The 16,688-nt window shown below is 59.4% G+C and carries 13 protein-coding genes; 3 read left to right on the top strand and 10 right to left on the bottom strand.

Annotated features, from left to right (window positions below; translation table 11 throughout):
• Nucleotides 1–26: 26 nt before the first annotated feature.
• Nucleotides 27–1,211 (bottom strand): efflux RND transporter periplasmic adaptor subunit, encoded by a 1,185-nt coding sequence (locus ACQ4OB_RS09985; protein WP_074878238.1) that lies wholly within the window; start codon nucleotides 1,209–1,211, stop codon nucleotides 27–29.
• A gap of 49 nt (nucleotides 1,212–1,260) precedes the next feature.
• Complete coding sequence (locus ACQ4OB_RS09990; RefSeq protein WP_430955620.1) at nucleotides 1,261–2,532, bottom strand: TolC family protein; 1,272 nt, start codon at nucleotides 2,530–2,532, stop codon at nucleotides 1,261–1,263.
• Between the two features lie 464 nt (nucleotides 2,533–2,996).
• On the opposite strand from ACQ4OB_RS09990, the gene ACQ4OB_RS09995 reads away from it, so the two are divergent.
• Both ACQ4OB_RS09995 and ACQ4OB_RS10000 read left to right on the top strand, forming a co-directional pair.
• Entirely contained in the window at nucleotides 2,997–3,671 is a 675-nt protein-coding gene (locus ACQ4OB_RS09995) for a heavy metal response regulator transcription factor (protein ID WP_074880806.1), read from the top strand.
• The gene (locus ACQ4OB_RS10000; protein WP_074878242.1) at nucleotides 3,668–5,077 is read left to right on the top strand and encodes a heavy metal sensor histidine kinase; all 1,410 of its coding nucleotides are present in this window, start codon (nucleotides 3,668–3,670) and stop codon (nucleotides 5,075–5,077) included. Before ACQ4OB_RS09995 ends, ACQ4OB_RS10000 begins: the two co-directional genes overlap by 4 nt.
• 330 nt (nucleotides 5,078–5,407) lie before the next feature.
• Here the strand turns inward: ACQ4OB_RS10000 and ACQ4OB_RS10005 are convergent, their stop codons facing one another.
• The 6 genes from ACQ4OB_RS10005 to ACQ4OB_RS10030 are packed head-to-tail and all read right to left on the bottom strand — an operon-like array spanning nucleotide 5,408 to nucleotide 11,344.
• On the bottom strand, nucleotides 5,408–7,150 hold the full coding sequence (locus tag ACQ4OB_RS10005; protein WP_076027932.1) for an extracellular solute-binding protein: 1,743 nt from the start codon (nucleotides 7,148–7,150) through the stop codon (nucleotides 5,408–5,410).
• A 47-nt stretch (nucleotides 7,151–7,197) separates the two neighbouring features.
• On the bottom strand, nucleotides 7,198–7,470 hold the full coding sequence (locus tag ACQ4OB_RS10010; RefSeq protein ID WP_008146061.1) for a DUF2160 domain-containing protein: 273 nt from the start codon (nucleotides 7,468–7,470) through the stop codon (nucleotides 7,198–7,200).
• 10 nt (nucleotides 7,471–7,480) lie between these two features.
• The gene (locus tag ACQ4OB_RS10015) at nucleotides 7,481–8,281 is read right to left on the bottom strand and encodes a carbohydrate ABC transporter permease (protein ID WP_017339615.1); all 801 of its coding nucleotides are present in this window, start codon (nucleotides 8,279–8,281) and stop codon (nucleotides 7,481–7,483) included.
• Nucleotides 8,282–8,289: 8 nt separating this feature from the next.
• Nucleotides 8,290–9,156: a carbohydrate ABC transporter permease gene (locus ACQ4OB_RS10020; RefSeq protein ID WP_074878246.1), complete on the bottom strand. Its 867-nt coding sequence runs from the start codon at nucleotides 9,154–9,156 to the stop codon at nucleotides 8,290–8,292.
• 2 nt (nucleotides 9,157–9,158) lie between these two features.
• The gene (locus tag ACQ4OB_RS10025; RefSeq protein ID WP_430955621.1) at nucleotides 9,159–10,250 is read right to left on the bottom strand and encodes an ABC transporter ATP-binding protein; all 1,092 of its coding nucleotides are present in this window, start codon (nucleotides 10,248–10,250) and stop codon (nucleotides 9,159–9,161) included.
• The gene (locus tag ACQ4OB_RS10030; RefSeq protein ID WP_076027934.1) at nucleotides 10,250–11,344 is read right to left on the bottom strand and encodes an ABC transporter ATP-binding protein; all 1,095 of its coding nucleotides are present in this window, start codon (nucleotides 11,342–11,344) and stop codon (nucleotides 10,250–10,252) included. The genes ACQ4OB_RS10025 and ACQ4OB_RS10030 overlap by 1 nt, the downstream gene beginning before the upstream one ends.
• Nucleotides 11,345–11,645: 301 nt before the next feature.
• Between ACQ4OB_RS10030 and ACQ4OB_RS10035 the strand changes: the two genes are divergently transcribed.
• On the top strand, nucleotides 11,646–13,481 hold the full coding sequence (locus ACQ4OB_RS10035; RefSeq protein WP_076027935.1) for a sigma-54-dependent Fis family transcriptional regulator: 1,836 nt from the start codon (nucleotides 11,646–11,648) through the stop codon (nucleotides 13,479–13,481).
• Nucleotides 13,482–13,682: 201 nt separating this feature from the next.
• Here ACQ4OB_RS10035 and ACQ4OB_RS10040 read toward each other — a convergent pair whose 3' ends face one another.
• A complete protein-coding gene (locus tag ACQ4OB_RS10040) occupies nucleotides 13,683–14,891 on the bottom strand; it encodes an MFS transporter (protein ID WP_074878251.1) in 1,209 nt (402 codons plus the stop codon).
• A gap of 390 nt (nucleotides 14,892–15,281) precedes the next feature.
• On the bottom strand, nucleotides 15,282–16,664 hold the full coding sequence (cysS, locus tag ACQ4OB_RS10045; protein ID WP_076027937.1) for a cysteine--tRNA ligase: 1,383 nt from the start codon (nucleotides 16,662–16,664) through the stop codon (nucleotides 15,282–15,284).
• Between the last annotated feature and the right edge of the window lie 24 nt (nucleotides 16,665–16,688).

Genomic DNA, 16,688 nt, shown 5'->3' on the forward strand with positions numbered 1-16,688 from the left:
TTAGGGGGAGTCTTCAATGAGCTTCTTCAATGAGAGTGCTCGGCCGAGGCCTTGCCCAGTTCCGATTTGAGAACGAAGCTGCCGGCCGCAGCGACTTGCGCACCGGCCTCCAGCCCCTGCGTAACTTCCACCTGCCCCGCTGCACGACTGCCCAGCTCCACGGCCCGCGCCTCGAAGCCGTCGTCGGTGCGCACGAACACCGTGGGTTTGTCCTCGACGGTCTGGATCGCAGCTTCCGGCACCGCCACGTTGGCCTGACGGCTGTCGGTAGCGACCAGTGCGGTGACAAACAATCCGGGACGCCACGAACCTTGAGGGTTTTCCAAGGTGACGCGAACGGTGGCGGTACGGGTCTGTTCGCCGAGTAAACTGCCGACGTAAGCCACCGTGCCGGCGACTTGCGCATTGAGTTCCGGGGCGCTGACAGTGACCGCTTTGCCCACCTGCACCTTGTTCAGATCCTTGGACGAAACGCCGAAGGTCACCCACACTCGCGACAGGTCCGAGAGCGTGAACGCCGCCGTGGTTTCGTCGACCACCTCCCCTGACGTCAGATGCTTTTCCACTACCACCCCGTCGAACGGCGCGCGCAGTTCATAACGATTGCCGCCGGTGGCAACCACGCTGCCACTGAGTACGCTGATCTTTTGCCGGGCGTTGTTCACGGCGATTTCGGCTTCTTCCAGCGCCTGGCGCGCCTGCAGCAAATCCTGCTCGGCGGAAATCTTGTCCTGCCACAACTGCTTCTCGCGCTCGTAGGTGGTGCGCGCCAAGGCCAAGCGCCGTTGCGCCGCAGCCTGTTCGCTACGCTGATCGGAGATCTGCTGACTGGCGATCACCGCCAGCAGCTGGCCCTTCTTCACCCACTGCCCGAGATTGACCGACACCGACTCGACTACCCCTGGCACCCGCGGTACGACGTGGGCGGTGCGGTCTTCGTCCAGGCGCACTTCGCCGGGGAACGACAAACCGAGGCTGATGCTTTGCGCCCGCGCTTCGGTCAGTTGAATGCCCGCCGCCGCGATCTGCTCGGCACTCAACGTCAGATGCCCCTCTTCACCTTCGGCTGCAACGCCTTTTTCGTCGTGGTCCGCATGCTCCGCCGCTTCATCGGCGTGGGCCTCGATGGACCCGTTGCCCGCCCACATCGAGCCAATACCAATGCCCAGCGCCAACGTTGCCACCGCGACAACGATCAGTTTTTTATCCATGGAAACTCCTCTGCGCCATGCCATCGCGCAGTGATCTGAAAGGTGAAATTCAAGGGCTGACGGCGAGTGCGCCGAGGTCGCCGAAAATGCGTTCGATGCGCACCCGCGCGTCCGTCGCCTCGGCAACGGCCTGGATGTATTGGGTGCGGGCGCTGATCAGGGTGCGCTGGGCGTCGAGCACGTCGAGGAAACCGAACTTGCCCATTTCGAAGCCGCGCGTGGCGCTGTCCACTGCACGTTGTGCGGCGGGCAGGATGGTCTGGTTGAACGCCTGGACTTCGCCGTTGGCGGTCTGCCATTGCTCAAGGGTGGTCTGGATTTCGGTGCGCAAGCGCAGCTCGGTGGCGTTGCGCAGATCCCGCGCCTGATCGGTACGGCGCGCTGCCGCCAGCACGTTGCCCTGATTGCGGTTGAACAGCGGAATCGGCATCGACAGCCCGACCACGTTGACCCGCTCGCGCTCCTGTTCGCTGTACTGACTGCCGATGCTCACGGTCAGGTCGGGAATCCGTTGCGCCTTCTCCAGTCCCAACGATGCCTCGCGCTGATCGATCTGCAACGTGGCCAGCTGCAGCTCGGCGGTCTCGTTCAGGCGCTCCAGCAAGCGGGTCGGCGGCGGCACGGCGGGCATGCTTTGCGTGGCCGTCTGCACGGTGGTCGAAGTCGGCAACGGTGCGCCCATGACCTGCGCCAGTTGCTGATAGGCGTTGGCCTGATCCCGTTCGGCGCGGCTCAGTTCCAGTCGCACTTCGGAGCGTTGCACTTGCGCCCGTGTGCCTTCGACTGGCGACGACTTGCCCGCCTCGATCCGCCCCAGCGCCACGCGCAATCCGTGCTCGGCCAGTTGCAGCGACTGGCGAGACAACTGCACGCGTTGCTGCGCAGTCTGGGCGCTGGTGAACGCCTGAACCACATCGGCGCGCAAGACATTGCGCTTGCGCTGCAGTTCGATCCCGGCGGCGTCCTGGGCGCGGCTGGCGACATCGATCCGCGCGCCGCGCTTGCCGCCCAGTTCAATCGGCTGGCTGAGCATCACTGTGGTGGTGCGCGAATCGCGGCGGGTGTCCTCGGCTTCCCACGACACTTCGGGGTTGGGGATCAGACCGGCCTGCTGGCGGTCACCCTCGGCGATGCCGATTTCCCATTGCGCCGCTGCCAGATCCGGGTTGCCGGCGAATGCGGTTTGCAGGGCCTGATCGAGGGTCAGGGTCGATGCATTGGCAAAAGGCGCGCCGGCCAGCAACAAACCGCCGCTGACCATGACCACCCACGCCGTTTTTTTCAGGCGTGACCGCGCCGTCAGTTCTCTTAAACCGGGCAATGGAATACTTCCTTTAATCAAGAATCTTCGATGCCGCCACGGTAGGGTTTTGAACTTATCGACAAGGTGACTGAAACATTACAAATCCGTTATCCACGGTTGCGCCAAGTTGTTTTGCTCTAGCATGCAAAGCGCAAATACTTAACTAGCAATACATAGAAACAAATGATGTGCCGTCATCCGTCGAACAGTACTTGTCTCAATTCAGCTCTCATGAGGCAGATGGATTTTTGTTCCCGCCTGCTGCGACAGGCTGTCGCAGACTGTGGTTTTAAAGCCTCAACACCGAGTAATCGGTTGACTCTGTAGTCACTACAGCCTTTACCTTGCACGCCTGCAAACGGAGAAAGTGCTGTAGGAAAATAGTGAGTCGTTATTCAAACCCGTCCGGAAGCCCTTACAAAAACAACAACTTTCCCGGCCACCTTAATTAAATATCCATTCAATGAAAGTGGTGATTGATCATGCGAATCCTTGTCGTCGAGGACGAGCTTAAAGCTGCCGAATACTTACATCAGGGACTGACGGAAAGTGGTTATATCGTTGACCACGCCGCCAATGGCGCCGATGGATTGCATCTGGCGCAACAACAGGTTTATGACCTGATCATTCTGGATGTGAATCTGCCGGAACTGGACGGCTGGGGCGTGCTGGAACAACTGCGTCGCACTCACTCCACGCGGGTGATGATGCTCACCGCGCGCGGTCGCCTGGCTGACAAGATTCGTGGCCTCGATCTGGGCGCCGACGATTATCTGCTCAAGCCGTTCGAGTTTCCGGAATTGCTGGCACGGGTGCGCTCTCTGATGCGTCGCAGCGAGAACATCCCGGTGCCGCAGGTACTGAAAGTCGCCGACCTGGAACTCGACCCTGGCCGTCATCGTGCGTTTCGTGGCGAACAGCGTATCGACCTGACCACCAAGGAGTTCGCCCTGCTGCATCTGTTGATGCGCCAGTCCGGCGAAGTGCTGACCCGCACCCAGATCATTTCGCTGGTGTGGGACATGAACTTCGACTGCGACACCAACGTGGTCGAAGTGTCGATCAGGCGGTTGCGGGCGAAGATCGATGACCCGTTCGACAACAAGTTGATCCACACCCTGCGCGGTGTCGGCTACGTGCTGGAGTCGCGGGAATGAAGCCGGCCAGCCTGTCGATGCGGCTGGGGCTGACGGTCAGTATTCTCGGCGCGCTGCTCGTGGTGTTCCTGGCGATCCTGGCGTATTTCGCCCTGACCCATGAGCTGAACGGGTTATCCAGGGACAGTCTGGAGAAGAAGATGGAGCAGGTTGAACACAGCCTGTCGCTGTACACCGACCCCGGCGAAATCAGGGCGAAACCGCACATCCTGCTTGATCAGGTCATGGGCCATGACAACCTCACGCTAACCATTTACGACCGCAACAACCTGCGCACGCAACTGCTCAAATCCGGCACCGGCATGGCCGATCCGCGACTTGAATTGAAGGCGGTGCGGGCCGTCAGCGACGAGTTGGCCTACACCACCAACACCGACGCCAAGGGGGCGAAATTCCTCACAGCGTCCAGGCTGATCAGCCTCAAGGACGGCACCCGCGTCCCGGTGCTGTTATCGATGGACAACGCCCACGATGAGGCCTTGCTCAGCGCCTACCTGCGCTCGACCCTGATTGCCTTGCCGTTGCTGCTGATCTTTATCGGACTGAGTGCCTGGGGCGCGGTGCAGCGCGGTCTGGCGCCGATGCGTGAATTTCGCAAAGTGGCGGCGATGGTCTCGACCCAGGATCTGGATCATCGGCTGTCGGTGGTGAACATGCCCCAGGAGCTGAGCGAACTGGCGCAGGGCATCAACTTCATGCTGCATCGTCTCGACGCCGGTGTGCAGCAGCTGTCGCAGTTCTCTGATGATTTGGCGCATGAGCTGCGTACGCCGATCAACAATTTGATGGGCAAGGCGCAGGTGACGTTGTCCCGCGAACGCAGCGTGAATGAGTACAAGGATGTGCTTGTTTGCTGCACTGAAGAGCTGGAGCGCGTGGCGCGGATTGTCTCGGACATGCTGTTTCTGGCACAGGTCAGTCACCCGTCGGCGCTCGCGCCGTTCGAGTCGGTTGCCCTGGAAGAAGAAGCCTGGAAAGTCGCCGAAATGTTTTCCCTGTCGGCGCAGGACAAGCAGGTCCATCTGAACGTGGTCGGCAGTGCGCAGGTGATGGGTGACCGGTTGATGATTCAACGGGCGATCTCGAATTTGCTGTCCAACGCACTACGCCACTGCCCGCCCGGGAAAACCGTAACGCTGCTGATTGAGCGCGGCGCGACCCAGGTTTCGTTGCTGGTCAGCAACCCGGGCGCTGGGATTGAGGCGCAGCATCTGCCGCACCTGTTTGATCGGTTCTACCGGGTCGACAGCAGCCGCTCGCGTTCACAGGGCAGCACCGGGTTGGGGTTGGCGATTGTGCGGTCGATCATGAGCCTGCATCAGGGTGTGGCCGAGGTGAAGAGCTTGCCGGGGGCGATGACGGTGTTTCGGTTGGGATTTCCTGCGGTTGAGCGGGTGGCGCGCTGAGGTGTCCGGCTCCCGACTTCCAATATCCGGGCCGGCCACTTCGCGGGCAAGCCCGGCTCCCACAGTGATCGGGGGTGGCCACAGAATCTGTAGACATCACTGAAACCTGCGGGAACGGGCTTGCCTGCGAAGGCGCCCGGTCAGTCAACACCTTTGTTGCCTGACACACTGCTATCGCGAGCAGGCTCACTCCTACAGGCGTTGTGCCGGTCACAAATGCTGTGAACACCGCAGATCATTGTAGGAGTGAGCCTGCTCGCGATTGCAATGGATCAGGCGCCAAAGAAAACGGCACCTCACGGTGCCGTTTGCGTTTCACATTACAGACGCTTACTTACGCGCCGCCTCCCACGATTTCAGCAGTTCGGCATAGCTCACGGTTTCACCTTTAGGCTTCTCGTTCGCCAGTTTCGGCTTCGGTGCACCCGGTTGGTCCAACCAGTACTGCGCGTCACGTTCGGGGTTCATTTTCGGTGCGCAGGTGGCTTGCGCCTTCGAGCGTTCCAGACGGGTCAAGATCGCGTCCTGATCCTTGGCCAGACCATCCAGCGCCTGTTGCGGGGTTTTCTCGCCGCTGGCCGCTTCGGCGATGTGGCTCCACCACAGTTGTGCCAAACGCGGATAGTCCGGCACGTTGGTCCCGGTCGGGGTCCATTGCACACGGGCCGGGCTGCGATAGAACTCGACCAGACCACCGAGTTTCGGCGCCAGGTCGGTCATGGCTTGCGAGTTGATGTCCGACTCGCGGATTGGTGTCAGGCCGACGATGGTTTTCTTCAGGGAGACAGTTTTCGAGGTCACGAACTGCGCGTACAGCCAGGCTGCGAGTTTTTGTTTCTCAGGCGTGGACTTGAGGAAGGTCCAGGAACCGGCGTCCTGATAACCGAGTTTCATGCCCTCTTCCCAATACGGACCTTTCGGCGACGGTGCCATCCGCCATTTCGGCGTGCCGTCGGCGTTCATCACCGGCAAGCCCGGTTTGGTCATGTCGGCGGTAAACGCGGTGTACCAGAAGATCTGCTGCGCGATGTTGCCCTGGGACGGCACCGGACCGGATTCCGAGAAGGTCATGCCCGCCGCTTCCGGTGGCGCGTATTTCTTCAGCCAGTCGACGTATTTGGTGGTGGCATAGACCGCCGCCGGGCCGTTGGTGTCGCCGCCACGGGTCACGCTGGAGCCCACCGGATGGCAGTCCTCGACGCGGATGCCCCACTCGTCCACCGGCAAGCCATTGGGAATGCCTTTGTCGCCAGCGCCGGCCATCGAGAACCAGGCATCGGTGAAGCGCCAGCCCAGGGACGGATCTTTCTTGCCGTAGTCCATGTGACCGTAGACGCGCTTGCCGTCAATTTCCTTGATGTCTTCACTGAAGAATTTGGCGATGTCTTCATAGGCCGACCAGTTCACCGGCACGCCCAGTTCATAACCGTATTTTTCCTTGAATTTTGCTTTCAGGTCCGCCCGCTCGAACCAGTCGGCGCGAAACCAGTAAAGGTTGGCGAACTGCTGGTCGGGTAGCTGATAGATCTTGCCGTCCGGCGCGGTGGTGAACGAGATGCCGATGAAGTCTTTGATGTCCAGGGTCGGCGAGGTGTAAGCCTTGCCTTCGTTGGCCATCAGGTCGGTGATCGATTCGGTTTTGCCGTAGCGAAAGTGCGTGCCGATCAGGTCCGAGTCGTTGACCCAGCCGTCATAGATGTTCTTGTCCGATTGCATCTGGGTCTGCAGCTTTTCCACCACGTCGCCTTCTTGCAGCAAGTCGTGGGTCAGCTTGATCCCGGTGATTTCGGTAAAGGCTTTGGCCAGGGTTTTGGATTCATATTCGTGGGTCGCGATGGTTTCCGAAACCACCTTGATGCTCATCCCGCGAAACGGCTCGGACGCCTTGATGAACCACTTCAACTCTTCGAGCTGCTGTTCCGGGGTGAGGGTGGACGGTTTGAATTCGCTGCCAATCCATTTCTTGGCGGCGTCTTCATAGGCATCGGCCCAGGCTGCAGCGCTCAACCCGCTGAGTGCCAGCATGGCTGCCAATGAAACGCTATGTCGCAGCTTATTGTTTTTGTCGAACATAGAGACCTCCTTATAGGGTTTCGGAGCAACTTTGCCGAGCGATTCGACTAGCCCCAACGCATCACAGCCAACAGCCACACCAGGGACAACGCGAACGCCACCCAGATGCTCCAGTCGGTGACGCCGATTACCAGCAAATGCAGGTAGGCGCTGCCGAGAAGACCGATAAACAACCGATCGCCACGGGTGGTGGCAATCGGCAACAAACCACGGCGAAGAATGCTCGGCGAACGCAGTTCCCAGGTCGTCATGCCCACCAGGATCAAGGCAATGACGCTGAAGAATGCCGCCGTAGGGCCGGTCCAACTCATCCATTCCATCATCAGCTCCTCAGACCCGGCCCAGGGCAAAGCCCTTGGCCACGTGGTTGCGAACAAACCAGATCACCAGCATGCCTGGCAGGATAGTCAACACCCCCGCCGCCGCCAGCACGCCCCAGTCGATGCCGGACGCCGAGACCGTGCGCGTCATCACCGCCGCAATCGGTTTGGCGTTGACCGAGGTCAGCGTCCGCGCCAGCAGCAGCTCGACCCAGGAAAACATGAAGCAGAAAAACGCCGTCACACCGATCCCGGAGCCGATCAGCGGAACGAAGATCTTCACGAAGAACTTGGGAAAACTGTAGCCATCAATGTAGGCGGTTTCGTCGATTTCCTTCGGCACGCCGGACATGAAGCCCTCAAGGATCCACACCGCCAATGGCACGTTGAACAGGCAATGAGCCAACGCAACCGCGATGTGGGTGTCGAACAAACCAATCGAGGAATACAGCTGGAAGAACGGCAGCAAAAACACCGCTGGCGGCGCCATGCGATTGGTCAGGAGCCAGAAAAACAGGTGCTTGTCACCGAGGAACCGATAGCGCGAGAACGCATACGCGGCCGGCAAGGCCACGCTCAGGGAAATCACCGTGTTCAGGCTCACGTAGTACAGCGAGTTGAGATAACCGGTGTACCAGGCCGGATCGGTGAAAATCACCTTGTAGTTGGCGAAGGTGAAATCCTGCGGAAACAACGTCAGGCCGCTGAGGATTTCGGTGTTGCTCTTGAAGGACATGTTCAGCAACCAGTAGATCGGTACCAGCAGGAACAGGATGTAAATCAGCAACGGAATGAGCTTTCTTTTACTCATGGCAGACCTCAGCGGTTGGCGTCAGAGTGAGTCATGGCCGTGTAGAACAGCCAGGACACCAACAGGATGATCAGGAAGTACACCAGCGAGAAAGCCGCCGCCGGGCCGAGGTCGAACTGCCCGATCGCCATTTGCGTCAGGGTCTGGCTCAGGAAGGTCGTGGCATTCCCCGGACCGCCACCGGTCAGCACAAACGGCTCGGTGTAGATCATGAAACTGTCCATGAACCGCAGCATCACCGCGATCAGCAATACGCTCTTGAGCTTGGGCAACTGAATGTGTCGGAACACCGCCCAGGCCGATGCCCGATCAATCCGTGCCGCCTGGTAATACACGTCCGGAATCGCCCGCAAACCGGAGAAACACAACAGCGCCACCAACGACGTCCAGTGCCAGACGTCCATCACCAGCACCGTGACCCAGGCGTCCATGGTGTTGGCCGCATAGTTGTAGTTGATGCCCATGGCCTTGAGGCTGGCGCCGAGCAAACCGATGTCCGCCCGACCGAAGATCTGCCAGATCGTCCCCACCACGTTCCACGGAATCAGCAACGGAATCGCCAGGATGATCAGCACCAATGACGACCAGCGGCCCTTGGTCGGCATGGTCAGGGCGATGGCGATGCCCAGCGGGATTTCGATCAGCAGCACACAGCCGGAATAGATGAACTGACGCAGTAATGAGTCGTGCAAGCGCGGATCGAGCAGCACTTGCCTGTACCAGTCGGCGCCGACGAAGTAGCGGCTGGACTGATCGAAAATGTCCTGCACCGAGTAGTTGACCACGGTCATCATCGGGATCACCGCACTGAACGCCACCAGCAAAAACACCGGCAACACCAGCCACCAGGCCTTGTTGTTCTGCACCTTGTTCATGGCTACGTCTCCAGGAGGTATTCGTCGGCATACACCATCAACCATTGAGCCGGGAAGCTGATGTAGGCGATTCCCTCAGGCACTGGCTTGTCTTCGGCCAGGCGCACTTTCAAAGGGGCGCCGTCGAGGTTCAGGGTCATGATCTTGTAGGTGCCAAGGTCTTCGACGTGTACGACCTGTGCCTGCATCGCCTCATCAAACGGCTCATCCCACACGTGCACGAACTCCGGACGGATACCGACCTTCAGGGTTTTCCACTCGGACTCGGCGACGCGTTTCTGCTGAGCATCGGAAAGCGGCAAATGCGTCGAGGCGAAACCGACACCTCCAGGCTGCGGCTGAACCTCGATCAGGTTCATCCCCGGACTGCCGATGAAATAGCCGACAAAGGTGTGGCTCGGCCGCTCGAACAGTTCTCGCGGCGTACCGAATTGCACAATCTGCCCGCCGTACATCACCGCGATCTTGTCAGCGAAGGTCGAGGCTTCGAGCTGATCGTGGGTGACGTAGACCATGGTGATGTTGAACTGCTCGTGGATCTGCTTGAGCTTGCGCCGCAGCTTCCACTTCAGGTGCGGGTCGATCACGGTCAGCGGTTCATCGAACAGAATCGCCGACACGTCATCGCGCACCAGCCCTCGGCCCATGGAGACTTTCTGCTTTTCATCGGCGGTGAGGTTGCGCGCCTTCTTGCCCAGCAACGCCTGGAGGTCCAGGACTTCAGCGATTTCCTGCACCTTGCTGTGAATTTTCGCCTCGGCCATGCCCTGATTACGCAGCGGGAAGGCCAGGTTATCGAACACGGTCATGGTGTCGTAGACCACCGGAAACTGGAAAACCTGAGCGATGTTGCGCTTCTCCGGGGTCAGGTCGTTGACCACTTTGCTGTCGAACAGCACCTGGCCCTGGGACGGACTGAGCAATCCGGAAATGATGTTGAGCAAGGTCGATTTACCGCAGCCCGAAGGCCCGAGCAGTGCGTAAGCACCCCCCTGCTCCCAGACGTGGTCCATCTCGCGAATCGCATAATCCTCGGGCCCGGTCGGCGTGCGGGTGTAACTGTGGGCAAGGTGCTGCAAACGGATTTCGGCCATCAGGCAACCCTCGCGATACGTCGACCGGGCGCCTGGACCAGCCGCCCCTGCGTATCGAAGACAAACAGTTTATGGGTCGGGATATAGATACGAATCGGCGCATCGACGTCGTATTCGTGAACGCCGGGCAAGTGCAGCACCAGCAGGAAATGTTCGTTGCGCACGTGCAGGAAAGTTTCCGATCCGCTGATCTCAGCCACCTCGACGGTCACCGCCAGTTCCAGGTCATCATCGTTGCTTGGCACCAGCGAAATATGGCTCGGCCGTACGCCAAAGCGGAACTCGCCCTCGCCCACTGGCCGCAGATCGACGTTGAGCGGGAAGTGCACGAAATTGGCGAAGCTGACTTCGTTGCCGGCGATACGCCCCGGCATCAGGTTGATCGGCGGCTCGGAGAACAGCTCCGCCGCCAGCACGGTTTGCGGCTGGTGATACACCTCGGAAGACTTGCCGCTCTGAATCACCCGGCCTTCGTGAAGAATGGTGGTGGTGCCGCCCAGCGCCAGGGCTTCGTTGGGTTCGGTGGTGGCGTAGATGGCGATGGTGTGGTGAGCCTTGAACAGCTCGCGCATTTCCTGACGCAATTCTTCGCGCAGTTTGTAGTCGAGGTTCACCAGCGGCTCATCGAACAGGATCAGCTCGGCATCCTTGACCAGCGCCCGGGCCATTGCCGTGCGCTGTTGCTGACCGCCGGAGAGTTCAAGCGGATGGCGCTGGAGGAATTTCTCGATGCGCAACATCTTCGCGGTTTCCAGCACCTTGCTCTGGATCAGCTCATTGGAAATGCCGCCCTGGCGCAAGGGCGAGGCGATGTTCTCGAACACCGTCATGGTTGGGTAGTTGATGAACTGCTGATAAACCATCGACACGTTGCGCAATCGCACCGGGCGCTGGGTAACGTCGACGCCGTTCATCAGGATGCGCCCGCTGTCGGGCTTGTCCAGACCGGCCATCAGGCGCATGAGACTGGTTTTGCCGGACAGCGTGCGCCCGAGCAAAACGTTGAAGGATCCGGCTTCGAAACTAAGGCACGCATCGTCGATCCAGGTCTGGCCCTCGACGGTGCGGCTGACGTGCTCCAGGGTTAATGACATGGCTCGGCCTTTTTATTATTGGAGTCAAGCGACCTGAGCAACAGAGCGACATTCGTGCCAGAAACTGCAAGCCGTTGATCCGGCTTGGGAATCCTGAAAATGGAAGAAAAACCGGGTTCGTTGCTGAACAGAAATGAACAACCGCGACTGAACAATTGAACAATCCGGCGGTTGACAATGAACAATACTGAACAACACTCTACGGATGCTTTTACTGCGGGAAATTCTGAATCGCACACGCCCTTGTAGCAGGGATCGCGTTACTCATAACAAAAATAATAATGCTCAGAGATCGACTGCCATGGCCGCACCCGCCCTGCCGCTCTCCCACGACGCCATCATCCAGGACTCCTGGTCCCGATGCCGCGCGTTCGGCCTCAATCATCAGAGCGCACCGGCGTTCGATCAGTTGCCGGCCGAGGGCATTGCGCAATTGCTGGAGAGCCAGCACTCACTGGTGCAAACCACTCACCAGGAAGTCCTGCCGTATTACGAGAACATCCTCAGCAACTCCAACTGCCTGATCATGCTCGCTGACAATCAGGGCCAGGTGCTGACGTCCTGGGGCACCCAGCGTTTTATCGAGCCGAGCCTGACCCGCGGTTTCAGCGCCGGCGCCAGTTGGATGGAACGCTGCAGCGGCACCAATGCGATCGGCACCGCGCTGGCCTGCGAGCAGGCGGTGCACATCGAGCACGATGAGCACTTCCTCAAGGCCAACCGTTTCATGACCGGCTCCGCCGCACCGATTTTCGATGCCGAACGCAAGGTTATCGCGGTGCTGGATGTGTCCAGCGACAGCTACCTGCCGCCGTCCCACACCCTCGGCATGGTCAAGATGATGAGTCAGACCGTGGAAAACCGGCTGATCCTCAACCTGTTCCACGGCCAGCATTTCCAGCTGACCTTCAACACCGGGCTGAATAACCTCGACAGCCAATGGGCCGGGTTGCTGATCTTTGACGAAACCGGCCAGGTGCTGTCGGCCAACCGTCGGGCCGACAACCTGCTGGGCATCAGTCTGTCGCGGGTCAGCGTCGAAAGCCTGTTCAAGGTCTCGCTGCTGGAGTTGTTGAACCAGCCGGACGGCCTGCCCTTCGCCCTGCAAGCCTCAGGACGCAACCGCTTTCAATGTCTTTTGAAGCGGCCGAAACAGACAGTGATTCAGGCGCGGCTGTTTGCGCAACCTACGGTGGAGACGCCAGCTGCGATTAGCCTCAACACCCTGCATTTCGGTGACAGCCGCGTGGAAAAAGCCGTGCGCCAGGCCGAGCGTTTGCTGGAAAAAGACATTCCATTGCTGATCCACGGCGAAACCGGAGTGGGCAAGGAAGTCTTCGTCAAAGCCCTGCATCAGGCTAGCTCTCGGAGTAAAAAACCGTTCATTGCCGTCAACTGTGCCGCCATCCCCGCCGAACTGGTGGAATCTGAGCTGTTTGGCTACGAGAAAGGTGCGTTCACCGGTGCCAACCAGAAAGGCAGCATCGGGCTGATCCGCAAGGCCGACAAAGGCACGCTGTTCCTTGATGAAATCGGCGATATGCCGTTGCCGACTCAGGCTCGACTGCTGCGAGTGTTGCAGGAGCGTTGTGTGCAACCGGTGGGCAGCAGCGAGTTGTTCCCGGTGGATATACGGATTATTTCGGCAACTAACCGCTCATTGCGCGAACAGGTTCAATTGGGGCGTTTCCGTGAGGATTTGTATTACCGGATTGGCGGTTTGACCCTGGAACTGCCGCCATTAAGAGAACGCAGTGATAAAGAGGCCTTGTTCAAACGCCTGTGGGAACAACACCGCGAGCCATCGCAGTGGGCCGGGCTGAGCCGAGAGGTATTGGAGTTGTTCGGGCGCCACCCGTGGCCGGGGAATTTACGCCAGGTCAGCAGCGTGATGCAGGTAGCGCTGGCCATGGCCGAGGAACAACCGGTGCGGCCGGAGCATTTGCCGGATGATTTTTTTGTTGATTTGGAGATGGAGCCGGTGGATTTGCCGGAGCCGGTAGCGGTTGACTTGAATGATGCCGAGGAATTGAATCGGCAGTTGCAGGCGGCTGGGGGAAATATCTCCCATTTGGCCCGCAGGTTGGGGGTTAGCCGGAATACGCTTTACAAGCGGTTGCGGCAGATTGGAGATTGAGTGAGGCGTTCTCCCCAGCCCTCTCCCCCAGGAGAGGGAGCCGACCGGGGTGTCTGGCGCTATACATCGACCTGAGCGACCGAGTTGATTATGGATTCAAAGCATGAATTCCGAGTTGCCGAGCATCTTGAGCATCCCCCAATCAGTCCCCGCTCCTGGGGGAGAGGGCTTGGGTTAGGGCGAAATTCCGGACAGTGCCAATTATTGAAAGGCTGGCTCAACATTCGCAGCTGAGACCGCACTCAATGTGCGCAACCCAACCAGCACGACTACTACCATCACGACCCCGGCGCCAATGGCCACCCCGAATCCCGCCCGCGCGCCATAAGAATCGATAACCAGACCCGAAAGCATGCCACCGAGCGCTACGCCGATGCTGATGCCGGTGGTCATCCACGTCAGGCCTTCGGTAATCCTAGATGGCGGAACGATGATCGTACCCAGATGCATCACCATCACCATGGTTGGAGCAAATGACATGCCAGCGATAAACAGCATCCCTGAAAGGATATAAACGTCCGCTGAAAAAATCGGTAAAACACTTGTGAGTGCCGTGACCAATATCCCGATAAAAAACTGTTTTTCTATCGACAGAGAAATCCTCAACGCACCAAACGTCAGACCCGCAATCATCGAGCCGAGCGCATAGGCTGCGAGGATGAATGTGGCGGACTCTGGCCAGCCTTGTGCGTTGGCGAAGGCCACGACTGCCACGTCGATCGATCCGCCAATCATCCCCATCGCCAGCAGCGCGAGGACGATGGTGCGTACGCCGGGAATAAGCAACGTGGAGCTGGTGCGGCTGATGTTGCCCACGACCACTTTCGGTTCTGTCTGGCGCTGCATAAGAAAAGCCGTCACCCCGACCGCCAGCATCACAACGGCAACCAGCGGCCCGGCTTCGGCGAAAAAACTCACGCTCAAACCAATCGCCAGGGGTGGGCCGATGATGTAGGCGAGTTCAGTCAGTACGGTGTCCAGAGAGAACGCCGTGTGCAATTGCGGTTTGCCACGGAACAGCTGCGACCAGCGTGCTCTGATCATCGAGGGCATGCTCGGCATCGTCCCCGCGAGTGCCGCCAGAACAAACAGCAGCGCGACCGGCGCCCGCAGGTACACAGCGATGATCAGCGCCAGCAACATGCCAATGCTGAAAGCGGTGACGACGGGCAGCACGCGACTCTGGCCACGCTGATCAACCAGTTTCGAGATATGCGGGCCGATCAGCGCATTGGCCAAGGTAAACGTACCGGCGACTGCGCCGGCCAGCCAGTAAACACCGGTTTGCTGCACCAGCATGGTGATAATGCCAATGCCGATCATTGCCTGCGGCAACCGCGCAATAGAACTCGCGAGCACTAACCCCGTGGCACCGGGGGTCGTTAGAAGCTCGCTATAGTGATTAGCCATGATGCCTCCATTCCATAATCGTCGCCGATCAGCATCCCGCTGCATGCGCCGCCGCCAAGTTTGGCCGCGTCAGACATCAAGACCTACGCGCACGGCAAAAGCAACCACAGGCTTTGGTTTTGATGACTGCGTTTACCGTGCAGCCGACGCAAAGCGTTGCCCTCACCCCAGCCCTCCCGGAGGTAGAGGGGGCCGACCGAGGTGTCTGGCGTTGTACATCGACCAGAAACATCGAGTTGATTATGGATTCGCTAAAAATCGTTCAGATCGGCGTATCTCTTGAACATCCCCCAATCGGTCACCTCTCGCTTTGGGAGAGGGTTAGGGTCTCTTTTCGCGCCCAAACAAAAACCCGCACAAGGCGGGTTTTGTTTGGAGCAAACGCAGCAATCAGTCAGCCAGACGCCAGGTCGTCCCGCCCTTGCCGTCTTCCAGCACCACACCCATCGCGGTGAGCTGGTCGCGGATACGGTCGGATTCGGCCCAGTCTTTACCAGCGCGTGCCGCCAGACGCGCAGCAATCAGCGCATCAACCTCAGCCGCATCGACCCGCCCTTCGGCGCCGGCCTGCAAGAAGTCGTCAGCCTCAAGCTGCAACACCCCCAGCACGCTCGCCAACTCCTTCAAACGAGCCGCCAGACCGGCCGCGGCATTGAGATCGCTCTCGCGCAGACGGTTGATCTCGCGAACCATCTCGAACAGCACCGCACAGGCTTCCGGCGTGCCGAAGTCGTCGTTCATCACCTGGGTGAAACGCTCGACGAAGGCTTCGCCGCCAGCCGGCGCGACGTTCGGCAGGCCTTTCAACGCGTGGTAGAAACGCTCGAGCGCGCCCTTGGCGTCCTTGAGGTTGTCTTCCGAGTAGTTGATCGCGCTGCGGTAGTGGCTCGACACCAGCAGGTAACGCACGACTTCCGGGTGGTACTTTTCCAGCACGTCGCGAATGGTGAAGAAGTTGTTCAAGGACTTGGACATCTTCTCGCCATTGATGCGAATCATGCCGCAATGCATCCACGCGTTGGCGTAGGTCTTGCCGGTGGCCGCTTCGCTCTGGGCGATTTCGTTTTCGTGGTGCGGGAACTCGAGGTCGCTGCCGCCGCCATGAATGTCGAAGGTCTCACCCAGGCAGCAGGTGGACATCACCGAGCACTCGATGTGCCAGCCCGGACGCCCGGCGCCCCACGGCGAAGGCCAGCTCGGCTCACCCGGTTTGGTGGCTTTCCACAGCACGAAGTCCAGCGGGTCCTGTTTCGACTCGTCGACTTCGATCCGCGCGCCGATGCGCAGGTCTTCGATCTTCTTGCGCGACAGCTTGCCGTAGCCCATGAACTTGGCGACGCGGTAATACACGTCGCCATTGCCCGGGGCGTAGGCGTAACCCTTGTCGATCAGCGTCTGGATCATGCTCAGCATGCCCGGAATGTGATCGGTGGCCCGCGGTTCCATGTCTGGCTTGAGGATATTGAGGCGGGCCTCGTCCTCGTGCATCGCGGTGATCATGCGTTCGGTCAGCGCGTCGAACGGCTCGCCGTTCTCCTTGGCCCGATTGATGATCTTGTCTTCAATGTCGGTGATGTTGCGCACATAGGTCAGGTTATAACCGCTGAACCGCAACCAGCGGGTCACCAGGTCGAACGCGACCATGCTGCGGCCGTGGCCAATATGGCAGTAGTCGTACACGGTCATCCCGCAGACGTACATGCGCACATTGTTGCCATCCAGCGGCTTGAAGACTTCTTTGCTCTTGGTGAGCGTGTTGTAGATCGTAAGCACTTTAGGTTGCCTATTTATCAAGGC

The organism is Pseudomonas sp. ES4 (genome assembly GCF_050586665.1).
GTDB lineage: Bacteria > Pseudomonadota > Gammaproteobacteria > Pseudomonadales > Pseudomonadaceae > Aquipseudomonas > Aquipseudomonas frederiksbergensis.